Below are 16574 nucleotides of genomic sequence, written 5' to 3'. Positions count from 1 at the left end.
ACCTTAACGAATGAAAAAACTGGACCGCAGACTATTCCTAAAAACAGCTTCTTTGGCCGGTGTTGGCACGTTATTTCACGCCAATGCTTTTGCCAATGAGTTTCCAACGGTGCGCGTAGCCGCCGCTCAACGCAAATTCAACAGCACCGCCATTGAATCGACGATCAGCCGCATGAAAGGCGTCATCAAAGACCCCGAACTGGCATGGCTTTTTGAAAATTGCTTTCCAAATACGCTCGATACAACCGTCCATTTCAAAATGAAAGATGGACGTCCTGATACATTTGTCATCACGGGCGATATCCACGCCATGTGGCTGCGCGACAGCACCGCACAAGTGTGGCCATATTTGCCGTTGATCAAACAGGATGAAAAATTAAAACAACTCATTGCGGGTGTGGTCAATCGCCAAACGGAATGTATTTTGATCGACCCGTACGCCAACGCGTTCAACGACGGCCCGGGGCACAGCGAATGGCTCAAAGACCATACCGATATGAAACCCGAACTGCACGAACGCAAATGGGAGATCGACTCGCTTTGCTATACTGTTCGGTTGGCGTATCATTATTGGAAAACGGCGCAGGATGTCAGCGTCTTTGATGAAAAATGGCTGAAAGCCGCCCAACTTATCATCAGTACTTGCCGTGAGCAACAACGCTTGAAAGGTCGTGGCCCTTATCACTTTGGTCGTACTACATCATGGTCAACCGACACGGTGCCCGGCAATGGCTATGGAAACAACACCAAGCCTAACGGGCTTATCCATAGCACCTTTCGCCCTTCAGACGATGCTACACAATATCCTTTTTTGATTCCTTCCAACTTATTTGCCGTGGCGTCGTTTCGCCAAATAGCCGAGATTGCGGAGCAGGTGTATAAGAATCAGGCATTTGCCGATGAGTGCCGCAGCTTTGCCAATCAAGTAGAACAGGCCATCAAAAAATTCGCCATCATCAATCACCCACAATTTGGGCCTATGTATGCGATGGAAGTCGATGGCTTTGGCAACTGCCTTTTCCAGGACGATGCCAATGTTCCTAATTTATTGGGAATGCCGTACTTAGGCGCGGTGAATCTTAATGATAAAATCTATCAAAATACCCGCCGGTTTGTGCTGAGCGATTCCAACCCTTACTTTTTCAAGGGCAAAGCTGCCGAAGGCGTCGGCAGTCCGCATACACTGATCAATCAGATTTGGCCCATGAGCATCATCATGCGCGCGATGACGTCAACCAACGACCCTGAGATTTTGGCGCAATTACGTTTTCTGAAAAATACCCACGCCAACACGGGCTTTATGCACGAATCGTTTGATAAAGACAATGCGAGCCAATTTACCCGCAAATGGTTTGCATGGGCCAATACGCTTTTCGGAGAATTGCTGCTCAAGATCGAACGCGAAAGGCCTCATTTACTGAACAAAACAGTATAATTAAGGACTTGGAAACCATACACTTTCCAAGCCTTCCTTTGCCCATTTGTTTCTATGCCCATACCAAACATCATTTTTCGCAAAGCAACTCCTGAGGATGTCGAAGAGCTGATTCAGCTTCGTATTGCGTTTTTGAAGGAAGTACAAACGCCTGAAGTACGCCAAACCGACGACGCAACATTAACCGATTTGCTTCGACGTTACTTTAACGAAAATATTCCCAACGATGCCTTTTTGGCTTGGTTGGCCATCCATGAAGGCGAGATCGTGGCAACGAGCGGCCTTTGCTTTTTTCAGCTTGCACCGGGCTTTACGTTGTTGGACGGAAAAATCGCCTACATTCTCAATATTTTCACCCTGCCTGAATGGCGTGGCCAAGGACTGGGAAAGCAGATTTTCGAACGTATTTTACAGGAAGCCAAAAATCGCGGTTATAAGCGTATTACGCTCCATGCTTCTGATGACGGTCGTCCTTTGTACGAAAAATTCGGCTTCCGACTGACAGGCGACGAAATGATATTAAAACTTTGATAATCAATCACTAAATATTAGTTACAGTTATTCAATCTTATGAAAAAAATATACTTTCTTTTTTCAATTTTCCTTTTGTCAGTCCCTCTTTTTGCCCAACAACATTCGGAGCAAAAGCATGATAAATACGTCGTTCCGACTGACCCAAAAGTCAAAGAAAAGCTGAATCAGTGGCAGAACGTTAAGTTTGGTTTGATGATGCACTGGGGCGTTTACAGTCAATGGGGAATTGTAGAAAGCTGGAGCCTTTGCCCGGAAGATGAAGGTTGGTGTGAGCGTCGCGGGCCGTACAAAGACAATTGGTACGAATACAAAAAAGCATACGAAAATCTCCAAAACACTTTCAACCCCACGCAGTTTGCACCCGAAAAATGGGCAACGGCCGCAAAAAATGCCGGCATGAAATACGTGGTATTTACCACCAAACACCACGACGGTTTTTGCATGTTCGACACCAAACAAACCGATTATAAAATTACAAAATCACCTTTCGGCAGCAATCCCCGCAGTAATGTTGCCAAGGAGGTATTTGGCGCTTTCCGCAATGAAGGATTCATGGTCGGAGCTTATTTCTCTAAACCTGACTGGCACACCGACGATTATTGGTGGTCGTATTTTCCACCTAAAGATCGCAATCCATCCTACCATCCCAAGAAATATCCTCAAAAGTGGGAAAGTTTCAAGAAGTTTACCTATAATCAAATTGAGGAGTTAATGAGTGATTACGGCAAGATGGATATTCTTTGGCTTGATGGCGGTTGGGTGCGCCCTTTCAGCAGCATTGACACGACCGTTTCATGGCAAAAATCCATTCCATTTGACCAAGACATCGATATGGCACGCATTGCCAAAAGAGGCAGAGAACTTCAGCCCGGGCTTTTGGTGGTAGACAGAACAGTGAGTGGAGAGTTTGAAAATTACGTTACGCCCGAACAACAGATTCCGGATCATTATATGCCTATTCCGTGGGAAACCTGCCTGACGATGGGCGATTCGTGGAGTTATATTCCGAAAGAGAACTTCAAATCTGCGCGTAAATTGATCCACATTTTGGCCGATGTTGTCTCCAAAAATGGTAACTTGTTGCTCAACATTGCCCCAAGTCCCCAAGGAGATTACCACGCAGAAGCTTACACACGCTTAGAAGAGATCGGAAAATGGATGAAGGTCAACAGTGAGGCGATTTACGAAACACGCGGTGACAACGAGATCGGGAAACAGGGCAAATGGGTATTTACACACAAAGGCACCAACACAACCTATGCGATTTATTTGGCCGATGAAGGTGAAGCATTGCCGACAAGCATTGAAATCGGGAAATTGAATTTGAGCAAAACCACCAAAATTTCTCTTTTAGGAAGCCCTGAAACTCTAAAATGGACTGTGAAAGAAGATAAAGTATCCATCCAAATTTCCGAGAAATTGACAAAGAAAATCCCTACCGGCTACGCATACGTCTTGAAAATTACCAAGTAAAGAAAAACACTTGCCAAGTCTTAAAAACTTGGCAAGTGTGTCAAAAACGATAAACACCCCAATCCCAATCTACAAACTAACAAACCAATGCAATCAAGAAGACACTTTCTCCGTTGGTCGGCTTTGAGCCTGCCGCTTCTTTCGTTCAGCAAAGCATTTTCCAAAAAAATTGCGGTCACAAAACCGATCGTGGTTTCTACATGGGACAGCGGTCTGCCCGTTAATGCCGTAGCTTGGAAAGTGTTGAAACAACCCAACGGGCGCGCCTTGGATGCCGTAGAAGCCGGAGCGCGATCGATCGAAGATACCATCAATTGCTGCGTTGGGCTGGGAGGAAATCCTGACCGGGAAGGAAAGGTAACGCTGGATGCCTGCATCATGGACGATAAATTCAATTGCGGTTCGGTAATGGCGCTCCAACACATCAAACACCCTATTTCGGTAGCGCGCAAGGTCATGGAAAACACTCCACACGTGCAACTGGTCGGTGATGGCGCATTGCAATTTGCGTTGGAAAGCGGTTTTCAGAAAGAACCTGATACACTTTCGGCTGATGCTGAAAAGACCTATAAAGAATGGTTGAAAAAATCTGAATATAAGCCGGTTATCAACATTGAGCAACAACAGGGAAAAGGCCAAAAAACCAAAGGCGGCCCTTTTGCACCCAATTTTTTCGATGACGGCACGCCCAACCACGATACCATGGGAACCATCGCCATGGATGCCTCCGGCAATCTTTCCGGTGCCTGTACCACCAGCGGTATGGCATTCAAAATGCATGGTCGCGTGGGCGATTCTCCTATCATTGGCTCAGGCCTTTATGTTGACAATGAAGTGGGTGCCGCTACAGGTTCGGGCCAGGGCGAAGAAGTGATTCGCGTGGCGGGAACGCACCTGATCGTGGAAATGATGCGTATGGGCAAAAGCCCGGAAGAGGCGTGCAAAATTGCCGTTGATCGCATCGTTAAGATCAATCCGACCAAAGCCAAAGATTTTCAGGTAGGCTTTATTGCCATCAATAAGCAGGGAGAATACGGCGCCTACTCCATCCATCACGGTTTCAACTTCTCCGTGACGCACACCGACGATGGTGGCAAAGTATACATGGCAAAAAGTCATTTTCCAAAAAAATAAAGCAGCAGTCGCCGCTCGGGCGGCCCCGTCGCATCCTGCGAGCGACTGCTGCTTGGCTATTTAAAAGGATCACTGAATTTGGGGTCAGTGGCAATGCCGGTATCGGTCAGGGTTTTCATGAACGCGACCAACGCATTTTTCTGGGCAGCGGTTAAATTGAGGCGGCGGGGTTGTCCGTTATTCCCGCGCAATTGGGGTGAAAGATTGGCGTGCGGTCTTACTTGACTGTTGTAATGTTCAACCACCTGCTCAAGCGTAGCAAAACGTCCGTCGTGCATATAAGGAGCGGATTTTTCAATGCCGCGCAATGACGGGACTTTGAAAAGAGCATTTTCAGCGCGATTGCCGGTAATAGCCCCGACACCGTTGTCAGTTGAGACAAGATCAAGACCATTGTTTCGAGCTTCGGTAGCGGTAAACGTCTCGGTACCATGACATCGGTTACAATTTCCTTGGTTAAAGAAAATCTGTTTTCCCTGATTTTCCAACGCCGTAAAATTGGCAAAATCAACATTGTTAGGGTTTTGATTTCCGGTTAAAGCGGCTCTGCCAATATCGTATTTGGTACGATAGGAAACCATTGAACGAATAAATTGAGCCAATGCTTTGACAATACCGGCGGAGTCAATAGTTGCAGTACCGTATGCATTTTGGAAAAGGCCGGGATAGTAGCCCAGCGTTTTCAATTTAGCAACCGCGCTCGGCATCGTCATGCCCATTTCAACGGTGTGCACAATGGGCCGTGAGGCCTGAATTTCGGCAGAGGCTGCACGTTCATCCCAAAAGAAACGCCCATTCGGATAGTAACGAGCATTGATCAACGACATAGAATTACGGGTAGTCAGCCCTCCTACAAACCCTTTGCTGAATCGGAGTGTATCCGAAAATGAATTGGATTGATGATGACAGGAGGCGCAAGCGGTAGTGTTGTTGAAACTCAGGTTTTTATCATAAAAAAGTACTCTACCCAAGGCAGCTCCCTGATCGGTAATGGCATTAGTGGCAGGCGTATTGATTTGATTTCTGACTTGTTGATTATTCAGGTAAGGTGGCAATGGGATAGACGCATAGTTGAACGGAACGGTAGGTAAGACGGGCGTAAGTGCACTCACACGGGCATTTTGGTTAGCGGTTTCGGAAAATTCGGTTGGTAATGATTCTTTTTGGCAACCAACGAGTGAACCAAAAACGAGGGCGACAATAAACGTTCTGATAAGGAGGATTTTCATGGACTGAGCTGGTTTAAAGTAGATAATGAAGGGTTAGACGGCAGCGCTTCCTAAAACCTTTGGTTCAGCCAATTATTTTTCTCACTATTTGTAGCCACTCTTTCTTTTTTTGCAGTAAATACTTGACAATCAGTCCACAATACTTTTAATTTAATTTCAATAAGAAACTTCTTTCCATGAATCGGTTGTTTGTATCTTTCTTATTCTCATGCTTTTTTACGCAAGTTTTTGCGCAGGATTGGCTCATTTCGCCCATTGCCCAAAAAAGTGAAGTGAAGGTGGTGAAAAATGGCAAAATCATTGAACTCACGAACGGCCTGATTGCCCGTCAGATCCAAATTTCACCAAACGCCGCTACTGTTAGTTTCAAAAATCTCGGGACTAACGAGCAGTTTGTGCGGTCAGTACGCCCCGAAGCGCGCGTTACGCTCAATGGCAAAACTTATAACGTGGGGGGGCTGTATGGGCAAAAAGAGCACGCTTATTTGTTGGAAGAATGGACAAATCAGTTTACTGCCAATGCCACAGATTTTCAATTTGCACGCCATGAAATTACCGGCATCAAACCGCATTTTAACTGGAAGCCAACCACTTGGACTTCCAACAAAAACCTGCCGACCGGCAAAGAGTTAGTTCTGTATTTCACTTCTAAAAACGCCGAGCTAAAAGGCGTAGAAGTAGCCGTTCATTACGAAATTTTTGACGGTATTCCCGTAATAGATAAATGGGTAACAATCAACAACAAATCGGGTAATGAACTGAAAATAAATCAGGTAGTAAACGAAATTCTGGCAACACCCGAAGAAGAATCGGCGGTGGTGGGGAAGCCCGAAAAGATGAGAAAGCCGCAAAAATTGTACATCGAAAACAATTTTGCCTACAACAACGCCATGCGTTATGAACTGTCGGACCAAGCCACGCATTGGAAAATTGACAGCAGTTATACTTCACAGGTCAATTATAATTACGAAACTCCCTGCGTAGTGGAAGTATACCCATCTTTGGGCGTAGGAATTGATTTGCCCATCAATGAAGTCTACAAATCCATTCGCTCTTACGAGTTATTGCTTGACTCGTACGACCGCGAACGTAATGGCTTGGCACGCCGCAAAATGTATCGCACACTATTTCCGTGGACGACCCAAAATCCGATCTTTATGCACCTCATCAGCACCGATCCCGAAAAAGTGAAAAGTGTAATTGATCAATGCGCGGAAACAGGCTATGAAATGGTGATTCTAAGTTTTGGCAGCGGCCTAAACATGGAAGATGCTTCAGAAGTAAACATTCACAAATTTAAAGCATTGGCCGATTACGCCCACAGCAAAGGCATCAAATTGGGGGGGTATTCGCTGTTCAGCAGTCGACGAATTGATGACGAAAATGACGTTATTGATCCTGTAACAGGTTTGCCCGATAAAGCTGCCTTTTTTGGCCATGCGCCCTGTTTGGCAAGCAAATGGGGCATTAATTATTTAAAAAGTTTGAAGAAATTCATTGCCGAAACGGGCTTTGATCTCCTTGAACACGATGGACCTTATCCCGGTGATATTTGTGCCTCTACCAAGCACCCTGGCCACAAAGGGCTGGACGATTCGCAATGGGCACAGATGACCATGCAAAAAGAATTTTATCAGTGGCTCAACGGGCGAGGTGTTTATATTAATGCACCCGACTGGTATTTTTTGGATGGCTCGCATAAGATTGCGTTAGGATATCGGGAAGTCAATTTTTCATTATCGCGTCAACAGCAAAAGATTCTCAATCGCCAAAATATTTACGATGGATTATGGGACAAAACGCCGTCGATGAGTTGGGGATTTGTGCCATTGACCAAGTACCAAGGCGGCACCGCTGACGCTGTATTGGAACCGCTGAGTGAGCATCTTACCGATTATAAACAACTCATGATGCAATACTACGGTGCAGGCGTGCAGGCCTGTTATCGAGGTCCACGTTTATACGATACAGAAGCCACCAAACAAGTAGTAAAAGAAACCATTGACTGGTACAAAAAATACCGCGACATTCTTAATTCCGACATCCTTCACCTCCGCCGCCCCGACGGCCGCGATTGGGATGGCATCATGCACATCAATCCGACATTGAAAGAGAAAGGATTCGTAATGGTTTATAACCCTCTGAAAGAGGCCATTACACGAAAAATCAAATTACCGTTATATTATACAGGTTTGAGCAAAGAAGCGATGATTCATACGCAGGAAGGCAAATCCATAAAATACATACTTGATCGAAATTACGATGTAGAAATCACAGTCAACCTTCCTGCTGAAGGATATACTTGGGTAGTTATTGAATAAGAACAGTAAAATCCTGTCCATCCTGTAATCCTGTCAAAAACCAATGAAAAAATATCTTATCATCTTTTTTAATGTCATTTACTCCATCAGTTTCTCGCAAACTCCCGCCGAACTCAGGTGGTGGAAGCCTTCTGACAGTAAATTTCCCGTCATTGACGGGCAGGCGTGGTCAAGTGAAATGCGCGACACCATTCAGCGGTTTCCGCCACGTGCAGAAAGTATGGTACGGAAACCGGTTTGGAATCTTTCACGCAACAGCGCCGGACTTTCGATTCGGTTTGTGAGTAATGCGCCACAAATTATTATCCGCTATAAAGTGACGGGTTCGGCGGCAATGCCACACATGCCTTCTACGGGCGTAAGCGGCGTGGATCTGTACGGCATTGATAGCGACGGGACTTGGCATTTGGCCTCCGGGAAATACAGTTTTAAAGACACCGTTCTGTACAATTTTGACAAACTAAAGCCCAACGACAATTACCACAAATTAGGGCGTGAATATCGTTTGTTTCTTCCTTTGTACAACAGTGTCAGGGACTTAGAGATCGGCGTGCCCGACGGCAGCATTTTCACGGTGCTTCCGCAACGGATGGAAAAACCCATTGTTGTATATGGAACTTCCATCGCGCAGGGCGCTTGTGCATCACGGCCGGGCATGGCTTGGACCAATATTTTAGCGAGAAAGTTAGACCGTACAGTGATCAATTTAGGATTTTCGGGGAACGGGCGTTTGGAAAAAGAAATCATTGACCTCATCAATGAAATTGACGCCAAAGTGTTTGTGCTGGATTGTTTGCCCAATTTGATCTATCCTATCGTTGAGCGCAAAGAGTTGCAAAAGAGAATCATCGAATCGGTCAAAACCCTGCGCGCCAAGCATCCGCTTACGCCCATTTTGTTGACTGAACATGACGGCTATACAGAAGGTTATTTGGTACCACATCGTCAGCCGCTTTTTGAAGAAGCTAACCAAGACCTGCGCGAAGCATTTGCTCAACTGACAACCGAAAAAGTGCCTAATATTTACCTGCTTCCCATTTCCGAGATCAACATGGATCTGGATTGCATGGTTGACGGTACCCACCCCAACGATCTGGGCATGATGCGCTACGCCATTGCGTACGAAAATAAATTACGCGAAATCCTCAAACAACCCGTTGGCACCCTTAAAACGCAAATTCCCACTCGGCATAATCGCGAGCCGGGAAGCTATAATTGGGAAGAACGGCACAACGAAATCCTGAAACTCAACCAAACAGAGCCAACCAAAGTACTGATGGTTGGCAATTCCATTACGCACAATTGGGGCGGAAAACCACTCAACAATCGTATCAAAGGCGCCGAAGCTTGGCAAAAATACCTTGAACCGTTTCAGGCCCGTAACTTTGGTTTTGGTTGGGACAGGGTTGAAAATGTACTTTGGCGCGTGTATCATGACGAATTGGACGGTATTGCTCCCGAGAAGATCATCATCAATATCGGCACCAATAATCTCCAGCTTAACACCGACGAAGAGATCATTGAGGGGCAAAAACTTTTGATTCAGGCGATGCAAGCCCAGCAACCCAATGCCAAGATCACACTTTTGGGAATTTATCCGCGCCGCGAGCAGGAAGCGCGTGTAACAATCCTGAACAAAGGCATTCAGGCATTGGCCAAATCCATCGGCATCGGCTATGCAGATATTGGAAAACCGTTACTGCTGAAAAACGGCAAGATCAACGAAACCCTGTTTTCTGACGGCCTCCACCCCAACGCCGCCGGTTATGACCTTTTAGGCAAAGAGCTTCAATCCATTTTAAAATAGAACACTGATTGTTAAGATGAGTTATGTTTAAGTACTTGAGCATAAATTTTAGAATATTTGAAACAGTAGGCCATTCTCCGAGCGGATGGGTCGGGTTGTGAGCAACCCTCTGCACTGAGAGTATTCCCCTGTGCGGAGGACGGTCGGCCGTTGCCGTTGCTCACAACCCGACCCGTCCATAACATTATCTTGAAAAAACCCGGAAACTTTTGCTCGGCTACTTAAAACCGCAAAAATCATCGCTGGGCGGCGAACCGTGATAATCATATCAAATCAGTGTTCCATACTTCACAATTCAACAAACCAGTATTTATGAAATTAAAGTCTGTTTTCTTTACACTTGCCCTATTTGGTGCACTCTGCACTTCTGCCCAAAACAACTCCAATGAATTCAAAGTAGTTGGGTATTATGTGCCTTCCATCCCTGCCGAGCAGATCCCAATCGATCTGCTTACACACATCAATTTTGCGTTTGCTATTCCGGCCAAAACAGGCGATACACTTGAACCATTGAGAGACCCTGCGCCGCTCAAAAATTTGGTCAAATACGTGCACAAAAACAAAAAACAAGTCTTTATTTCAATTGGCGGTTGGGGAATCGGCGACGGTGGCGGCGATGATACCCGCTTTCATAAAATGGCCGAACGCCCCGAAGGGCGCCGCACATTTGTGAAAGATGTAATGAAGTTTGTTCGTACGTATGACGTAGACGGCGTAGATCTGGACTGGGAATATCCCGACGAAGACAGTCGCTCGGCGGATGATTATGTGGCGCTGGTCAGTGAATTAGGCGATTCGCTCCACGCCAAAGGCAAGAAGCTCACAGCGGCGGTGATTTCTTACGGCAAAAAAGGGTACGGCACCAAAAAAGAAGCCCTTGATAAAATGGATTGGGTCAATCTCATGGCGTATGACGACGATTACGGCCCCAGTTATGTTATTGCGCATTCGCCGTATTCATTAGCCATAAAAAGCCTGGATTATTGGACAAAAGAACGAAGTCTGCCGTCGCATAAAGCGATTTTGGGGTTGCCATTTTACTCCAAAAAAGGAATGGGCAATTACGGTCCTGATTACAAATCATTGATCAAAGACGGCGCCAGTCCGTTTGATGATTATTGGAAAGGGTCATTCTATAACGGTACGTTGACCATCGAACAAAAAACGCGTCTGGCCAAAGAGCGTGGTTGCGGCGGTGTGATGATCTGGGAAATTTCCTGCGATACTACGGATGATTATTCACTGCTGAAAGCCATTAAACGAGGTGCGATGAAATAGTTTTTTACGATGTTACAAATAGTTTAAATAACGTATTAGCACCCACACCCAATAAAATTGCACTTCCATAGCTAAGCAATGTCCCTATCAGGATATATTCCGATTTTTTATTTACTGTTGCGTTTTTTTGATTGCTTTCACTAAATCGAATCAAAGATTTAGCAGCAATCAAAAAACCAATAGACTCATATTGCTCCACAAGTACCAGTGTTATTATAATTAATCTTTCCAAAACCCCTATCCAAATCCCTGCATTGGCAAGGTCATTTCCATCCAATTTATCAGTACTGATTTGCATTTGCCACTCTCTGGTGGCAATATCAATGACAATAGCAACAGGAAATGTTCCTAATCCATAAACTGCAATAATAATCAATGTCCCGGGGTTGGTAATGACCTCTTGCCACAAAGTCGGAATTTCTCCCAAGCGTTGAATTAAATATAACCAGATCAGGCCAATTACGAACAAGTGTGCAAATTGATCAAGTACAAAATATTTTAGTTTCAGGCGAGAATAATGTGGAAAGGTTGTATGAGGTAATTGTTTATTTAAGCCCTTGTCCTTCTTTATTTTACAAACATCTATTAGCCAATGACTTATAGATAAAAACAGTACAGCCGGCCAATATTTCAATTCCCCTAGCAATAAAAATGTGGTCAGAAAATGGGTCAAAACATGCAAATAAAGGTATTTTGACCTTACTCCTTTTTCTTCTTTATCTTTCACCCACTCTTCAAATTGAAGAAAAAAATCAGCGAGTACATGAGCAATCACTAATTGTATTAAAACAATAAATTGTGACGTCGAAATGGCCATTCTACTTTATTTTTGTTATTATTAATTCTTTATACCGTTTTATAAAGGCTTCAACTGCCGTCCAAGATGCTGCTTTTGCTCTTTGATTAACAGCAGGTTGCGCTATTTTCAAGGTAGAAGAAATAGTCATTTCAGTCATACCCAGCAATTTAAGGTATATTACGTCTGCTTGCAGCGAAGTCCACTTACCAATAATTCCTTCCAATAGTATTAAACCAATGTTTATTTCGTCATTTACCGTTTTCCAGGGGGATTGAATACCTATTTTTTGAGGTTGTTTTTTTAAAACATCCAGTAATCTCCCCGAATTATGAAAAGCTTCTCCATCTGACTCTGATAATTTTGCCGACTTGAAAGAAACTTTACCAATCCCGATAGCAATCCTTGCATCCAAATCTTGTCCTGAATAGTATTGACTTTTTAAATAAGACCTTAATAAAATACAAATTTTCAATGATTCTTCAGGAGTTTCCAGCATTCCCTGAAAGCTATCTCCTCTAAAGACTTCAAAAGGTATTTTAAGATTTAATTCATTTTCTGTTTCAGACGAAAATTTCTTAAAGAATAAATCTAAGTTTTGTAAAAGTTTTTTTCTTTCGGCTGCTTTCAATTTCGTCGACTCAATAATATCTCCCGTAATTACTGCAAAACGTTCCATATTTTTTTCCGCTAATTTATAAGGTCTGAACCTTATAATCAATATTTATAAGGTTCAGACCTTATAAATATTGATTATAAGACAGCTATCTATCATTATACAAAAGCTTTGTTGCTCACATTTCGTTACCTTCGTTCATTTATTTGCCTCATTTACCGTTCGCATGGTTTTCCAAAACAAGCTTTTACTGCTCACGCCGCCGTTTACCCAACTCAATACGCCCTACCCCGCTACGGCGTATATCAAAGGGTTTTTGAATACGTTGGGCGTGCCGTCGTTACAGGCAGATTTGGGGATTGAGGTCATTTTGGCACTTTTTTCTCCCCACGGACTTATACAACTTTTTGAGGCGCTTGACCAAGCCGAAGATGATGTAGAATTATCCGAAAATGCCTTTCGCATTTACAGTCTTCGCGAGGAATATATTACTACCATTGAGCCGGTTATCCTTTTTTTACAAAATAAAAATCCCACACTTGCCCACAGCATTTGCGACCGTACCTACCTGCCCGAAGCCTCTCGGTTCAAAGAAGTTGAAGATTTGGAATGGGCGTTTGGTACGATGGGTACGCAGGACAAAGCCCGCCATTTAGCCACGCTGTATTTAGAAGATTTGGGGGATTTTATTCAGGAAGCCCTCGACCCTCATTTTGGTTTCAGTCGCTATGCTGAACGTCTGGGCCGTACCGCTACGCACTTTGATGAAATGCAGGCTTCGCTTCTTGCGCCAGATACATTGATCACAAAGTTGCTTACTGATTTGCTCGAACAAAAAATCAAAGCGTTTCGCCCTACGGCAGTTTGTTTGACAGTACCTTTTCCGGGCAATCTCTTCGGGGCATTCAAGTGCGGTCAATACCTTAAACGCCATTATCCGGACATTAAAATCATCATGGGAGGAGGATTTTGCAATACCGAACTTCGTTCCCTGTCAGACGCTCGCGTGTTTGAGTACGTTGATTTTGTGTGCTTGGACGATGGAGAAGCGCCTTTACGCTCGCTGTTGGAATACTTCGAGCAAAAAAGACCATTGGAGAAACTCAAGCGTATTTTTTCTTTGGTTGACGAAAAAGTCGTTTATCATAACGGTGCTTCAGAAAAAGACGTAGCACAACGCGAAACCGGTACGCCCGACTATACAGATTTGATGTTGATGGACTATTTGTCGGTCATTGAAATTGTTAACCCAATGCACCGCCTTTGGAGCGATGGGCGATGGAATAAATTGACCTTGGCGCACGGTTGCTATTGGGGAAAATGCTCTTTCTGCGATATTTCATTGGATTACATTAAAAACTATGAGCCGCTTACTGCTTCCCTCATTTGCGACCGCATCGAAGAAATCATCAAAAAAACGAAGCAAAATGGCGTTCATTTCGTCGATGAAGCGGCCCCGCCGGCGTTATTGCGCGATGTGGCCATTGAGATCATTCGCCGCAAATTGACCGTGGTTTGGTGGACGAATATTCGTTTTGAGAAGAACTTCACCCACGATCTGTCTTTGCTTCTGAAAGCCTCCGGTTGCATTGCTATGTCGGGCGGATTGGAAGTGGCCTCGGATCGTTTGTTGGAAAAAATGAAAAAAGGCGTCACCGTGGGACAAGTGGCCCGCGTGACCGACGGTTTTACGCAGGCGGGCATCATGGTACATGCGTATTTGATGTACGGTTTTCCGACCCAAACCACGCAGGAAACCATTGATTCGCTCGAAATGGTGCGGCAATTATTCCAAGCAGGTGTGCTGCAATCGGGCTTTTGGCACCGCTTTGCCATGACTTCACACAGCCCTGTAGGTTTAGAGCCGGAAGCCTTTGATGTACAGCGCATTGGCCCAACCTTTGGCGGCTTTGCCGATAATGATCTCTACCACGACGACCCAACGGGCGCAAATCACGATCTGTTTGGTGAAGGCTTACGGAAATCGCTCTTTAATTATATGCACGGCGTAGGATTTGATATTTCGTTGGCAAAGTGGTTTTCATTCAAAGTACCTTCCACCACCATTCCGCCCAATTACATTCAAAAACAGATCAGCTACCGGGAAGATACTATTCGCAAGAATGCCTTTGTGATTTGGTTGGGAAATATGCCTTCATTGGGCTATTTTGAAGTAAAACAGGGCAAGAAAACGCTACAAATGGCTGAACTCCATTTCTATCATAAAAAGCACGATTTTGCGGTTGAAATGTCGACTGCCTTGGCAGAGTTTTGGGCAGATATTTTCCCTCAAATTGCCGTGGCTAATCTCGATAAACCGTTTTCGTATCAACAATTACAAACTGCTTTTGAAACGGCTCACCTTGGCAGTTTTGAGGCTTTTCTCAAAACAAATGCTTGGAAACAGTTAAGGGAGAATGGGTTATTGATTTTGTGAGATTTTCATTGAACACTGATTGTATAAGATTTTTAGGATTAATTACATTGGCTAAAATAGTTTGATGTATTTCGTATTTGTTTGACCCCATCCGGGGTCAGATATTTATAGTAATGCCGCTCTTTTCTACAAACATCTGACCCCGGATGGGGTCAAACAAATAATGCAAAGTATTTTTAATGAACTACTTAGTTATGTTTAAAACAGCGAAAATCATCGCGGCAACGAACCGTGATAATCTTATAAAATCAGCGTTCCAAATTCCTACGCCAATTTCAGTCCAACCACCAGTCCCCACATCAACAAAAAGCTGATCAACAGCGAGATATTGACCAATACGCCTGCAATACGTGTATCATAATTGAGTTCGTCGGCAAAAGGAAGAATGGTCATACCGATGGGTAAAATGACGCAAACGAGCAGTACATTACGAAAAAGTGATGCTTCCGGAATAAGCGTATACAACAGTAAGACCGCAATAATGCCGCATACATATCGAATGGTCAGTACTTTTACAACTGCCAGCACCTGACTTTTTTCCAACGAAAAACTCATATAAATTCCCATTAGCAGCAATACGAGCGGTTTATTTGCTTTGGCCAATACATCCAAAAAATCGTACGCAACCGCAGGCAATTCAATTTTTAAGGCGTTGATCGTCAACCCGATCACCATCGCCTGAAGCGGCGGCAGTTGGATTACTTTTTTCAAAACCCTGCCATAATTCACTTTTCCTTCGCCCTTTACCGCAAAATAGCTCCCTACCGAATAGACCAAGCCAAATGTGACAATGGTGTTGCCAATGTCAAACATGGCTACGTAAATCAGCCCTTCCCGTCCCCAAATGCCTTCAATGATAGGAAATGCAAACAGCCCCACATTCAGACCACCGCATGCCATTGTCAATACACCGCGCAGTCGATTGGGATAATTTTTGAACCAGACCCAACCCACTAAGGTCATTATGGCGCCTAAAGCAATACAGATGAGTGGAATTAGAAACAGCGTAGGTTCAAACTTGATGCGAAGCATACTGACGATCATCAGCGCGGGGAAAGTGGTGTGCATCAAAAATTTAGAAATCGACTTACCATCGTTCTCGCTCACAAACTTAAATTTTTTAATCAGATAGCCCATCGTCGCAATGCCGAGGGTAATTAAAAATACACTGTTGGTTTGATTCATAGGACGGAACGGGAAGATTCGCGGCTTTTAGACGTGCAAAAGTAATAAAGCGCCGGATAGCCTTCCTGAAAAACTTTGAAAAGTATAATTTTTCGTTATTTCTCATCATCAGCCGTTGCGTACTAAAATCAACTTCTAACACCTCAAAATCTTGATTCTTTCCAATCTATTTTTTGTTAAGTACAATTCGGCAACGTTGCCGATAACGTTTGCGTAAAAATATCGTTTAAAAACATTGACTTACAGCTAAATTAAAGATAAACTCAATCCGTCAAATAGTGAGCTGATGAATTGCGCCGATATAGTCTCTAACTAAAAAATACAATTTT

General features: G+C 44.2%; 12 protein-coding genes. 8 read left to right on the top strand and 4 right to left on the bottom strand.

Annotated elements, in window-relative coordinates:
• Positions 1-10: 10 nt before the first annotated feature.
• From ACQY73_RS22425 to ACQY73_RS22410, 4 genes are all read left to right on the top strand, one after another.
• Positions 11-1435: a glycoside hydrolase family 125 protein gene (locus ACQY73_RS22425; RefSeq protein ID WP_428655179.1), complete on the top strand. Its 1425-nt coding sequence runs from the start codon at positions 11-13 to the stop codon at positions 1433-1435.
• A 54-nt stretch (positions 1436-1489) separates the two neighbouring features.
• Positions 1490-1966 carry a GNAT family N-acetyltransferase gene (locus tag ACQY73_RS22420; protein WP_428655177.1) on the top strand — a complete coding sequence of 159 codons (477 nt, stop codon included), beginning with the start codon at positions 1490-1492 and terminating at the stop codon, positions 1964-1966.
• A gap of 39 nt (positions 1967-2005) precedes the next feature.
• Entirely contained in the window at positions 2006-3442 is a 1437-nt protein-coding gene (locus tag ACQY73_RS22415; RefSeq protein WP_428655175.1) for an alpha-L-fucosidase, read from the top strand.
• Positions 3443-3529: 87 nt separating this feature from the next.
• The gene (locus tag ACQY73_RS22410; protein ID WP_428655173.1) at positions 3530-4576 is read left to right on the top strand and encodes an isoaspartyl peptidase/L-asparaginase family protein; all 1047 of its coding nucleotides are present in this window, start codon (positions 3530-3532) and stop codon (positions 4574-4576) included.
• A 56-nt stretch (positions 4577-4632) separates the two neighbouring features.
• Here the strand turns inward: ACQY73_RS22410 and ACQY73_RS22405 are convergent, their stop codons facing one another.
• Entirely contained in the window at positions 4633-5805 is a 1173-nt protein-coding gene (locus ACQY73_RS22405) for a cytochrome-c peroxidase (RefSeq protein WP_428655171.1), read from the bottom strand.
• A gap of 176 nt (positions 5806-5981) precedes the next feature.
• Between ACQY73_RS22405 and ACQY73_RS22400 the strand changes: the two genes are divergently transcribed.
• The 3 genes from ACQY73_RS22400 (at position 5982) to ACQY73_RS22390 (ending at position 11211) form a co-directional block, all read left to right on the top strand.
• A complete protein-coding gene (locus ACQY73_RS22400) occupies positions 5982-8126 on the top strand; it encodes a glycoside hydrolase family 36 N-terminal domain-containing protein (RefSeq protein ID WP_428655169.1) in 2145 nt (714 codons plus the stop codon).
• 43 nt (positions 8127-8169) lie between these two features.
• Complete coding sequence (locus tag ACQY73_RS22395; RefSeq protein ID WP_428655167.1) at positions 8170-9933, top strand: SGNH/GDSL hydrolase family protein; 1764 nt, start codon at positions 8170-8172, stop codon at positions 9931-9933.
• Positions 9934-10245: 312 nt separating this feature from the next.
• Positions 10246-11211: a glycosyl hydrolase family 18 protein gene (locus ACQY73_RS22390; RefSeq protein ID WP_428655165.1), complete on the top strand. Its 966-nt coding sequence runs from the start codon at positions 10246-10248 to the stop codon at positions 11209-11211.
• Between the two features lie 4 nt (positions 11212-11215).
• On the opposite strand, the gene ACQY73_RS22385 is transcribed toward ACQY73_RS22390, so the two are convergent.
• Positions 11216-12028: a DUF3307 domain-containing protein gene (locus ACQY73_RS22385; protein ID WP_428655164.1), complete on the bottom strand. Its 813-nt coding sequence runs from the start codon at positions 12026-12028 to the stop codon at positions 11216-11218.
• A gap of 1 nt (position 12029) precedes the next feature.
• Positions 12030-12686 (bottom strand): SatD family protein, encoded by a 657-nt coding sequence (locus ACQY73_RS22380; RefSeq protein ID WP_428655162.1) that lies wholly within the window; start codon positions 12684-12686, stop codon positions 12030-12032.
• A gap of 163 nt (positions 12687-12849) precedes the next feature.
• Between ACQY73_RS22380 and ACQY73_RS22375 the strand changes: the two genes are divergently transcribed.
• Positions 12850-15060, top strand: coding sequence for a B12-binding domain-containing radical SAM protein (locus tag ACQY73_RS22375; RefSeq protein WP_428655160.1), 2211 nt, complete (start codon positions 12850-12852; stop codon positions 15058-15060).
• 264 nt (positions 15061-15324) lie between these two features.
• On the opposite strand, the gene ACQY73_RS22370 is transcribed toward ACQY73_RS22375, so the two are convergent.
• Positions 15325-16245, bottom strand: coding sequence for an AEC family transporter (locus ACQY73_RS22370; protein ID WP_428655158.1), 921 nt, complete (start codon positions 16243-16245; stop codon positions 15325-15327).
• Positions 16246-16574 lie beyond the last annotated feature (329 nt).

Origin of the sequence: Runella sp., from assembly GCF_965279615.1 — a bacterium.
Taxonomy (GTDB): domain Bacteria; phylum Bacteroidota; class Bacteroidia; order Cytophagales; family Spirosomataceae; genus Runella.
Note: the sequence above shows the minus strand (reverse complement) of the source record. Positions and strands in the feature narration are given on the sequence as shown.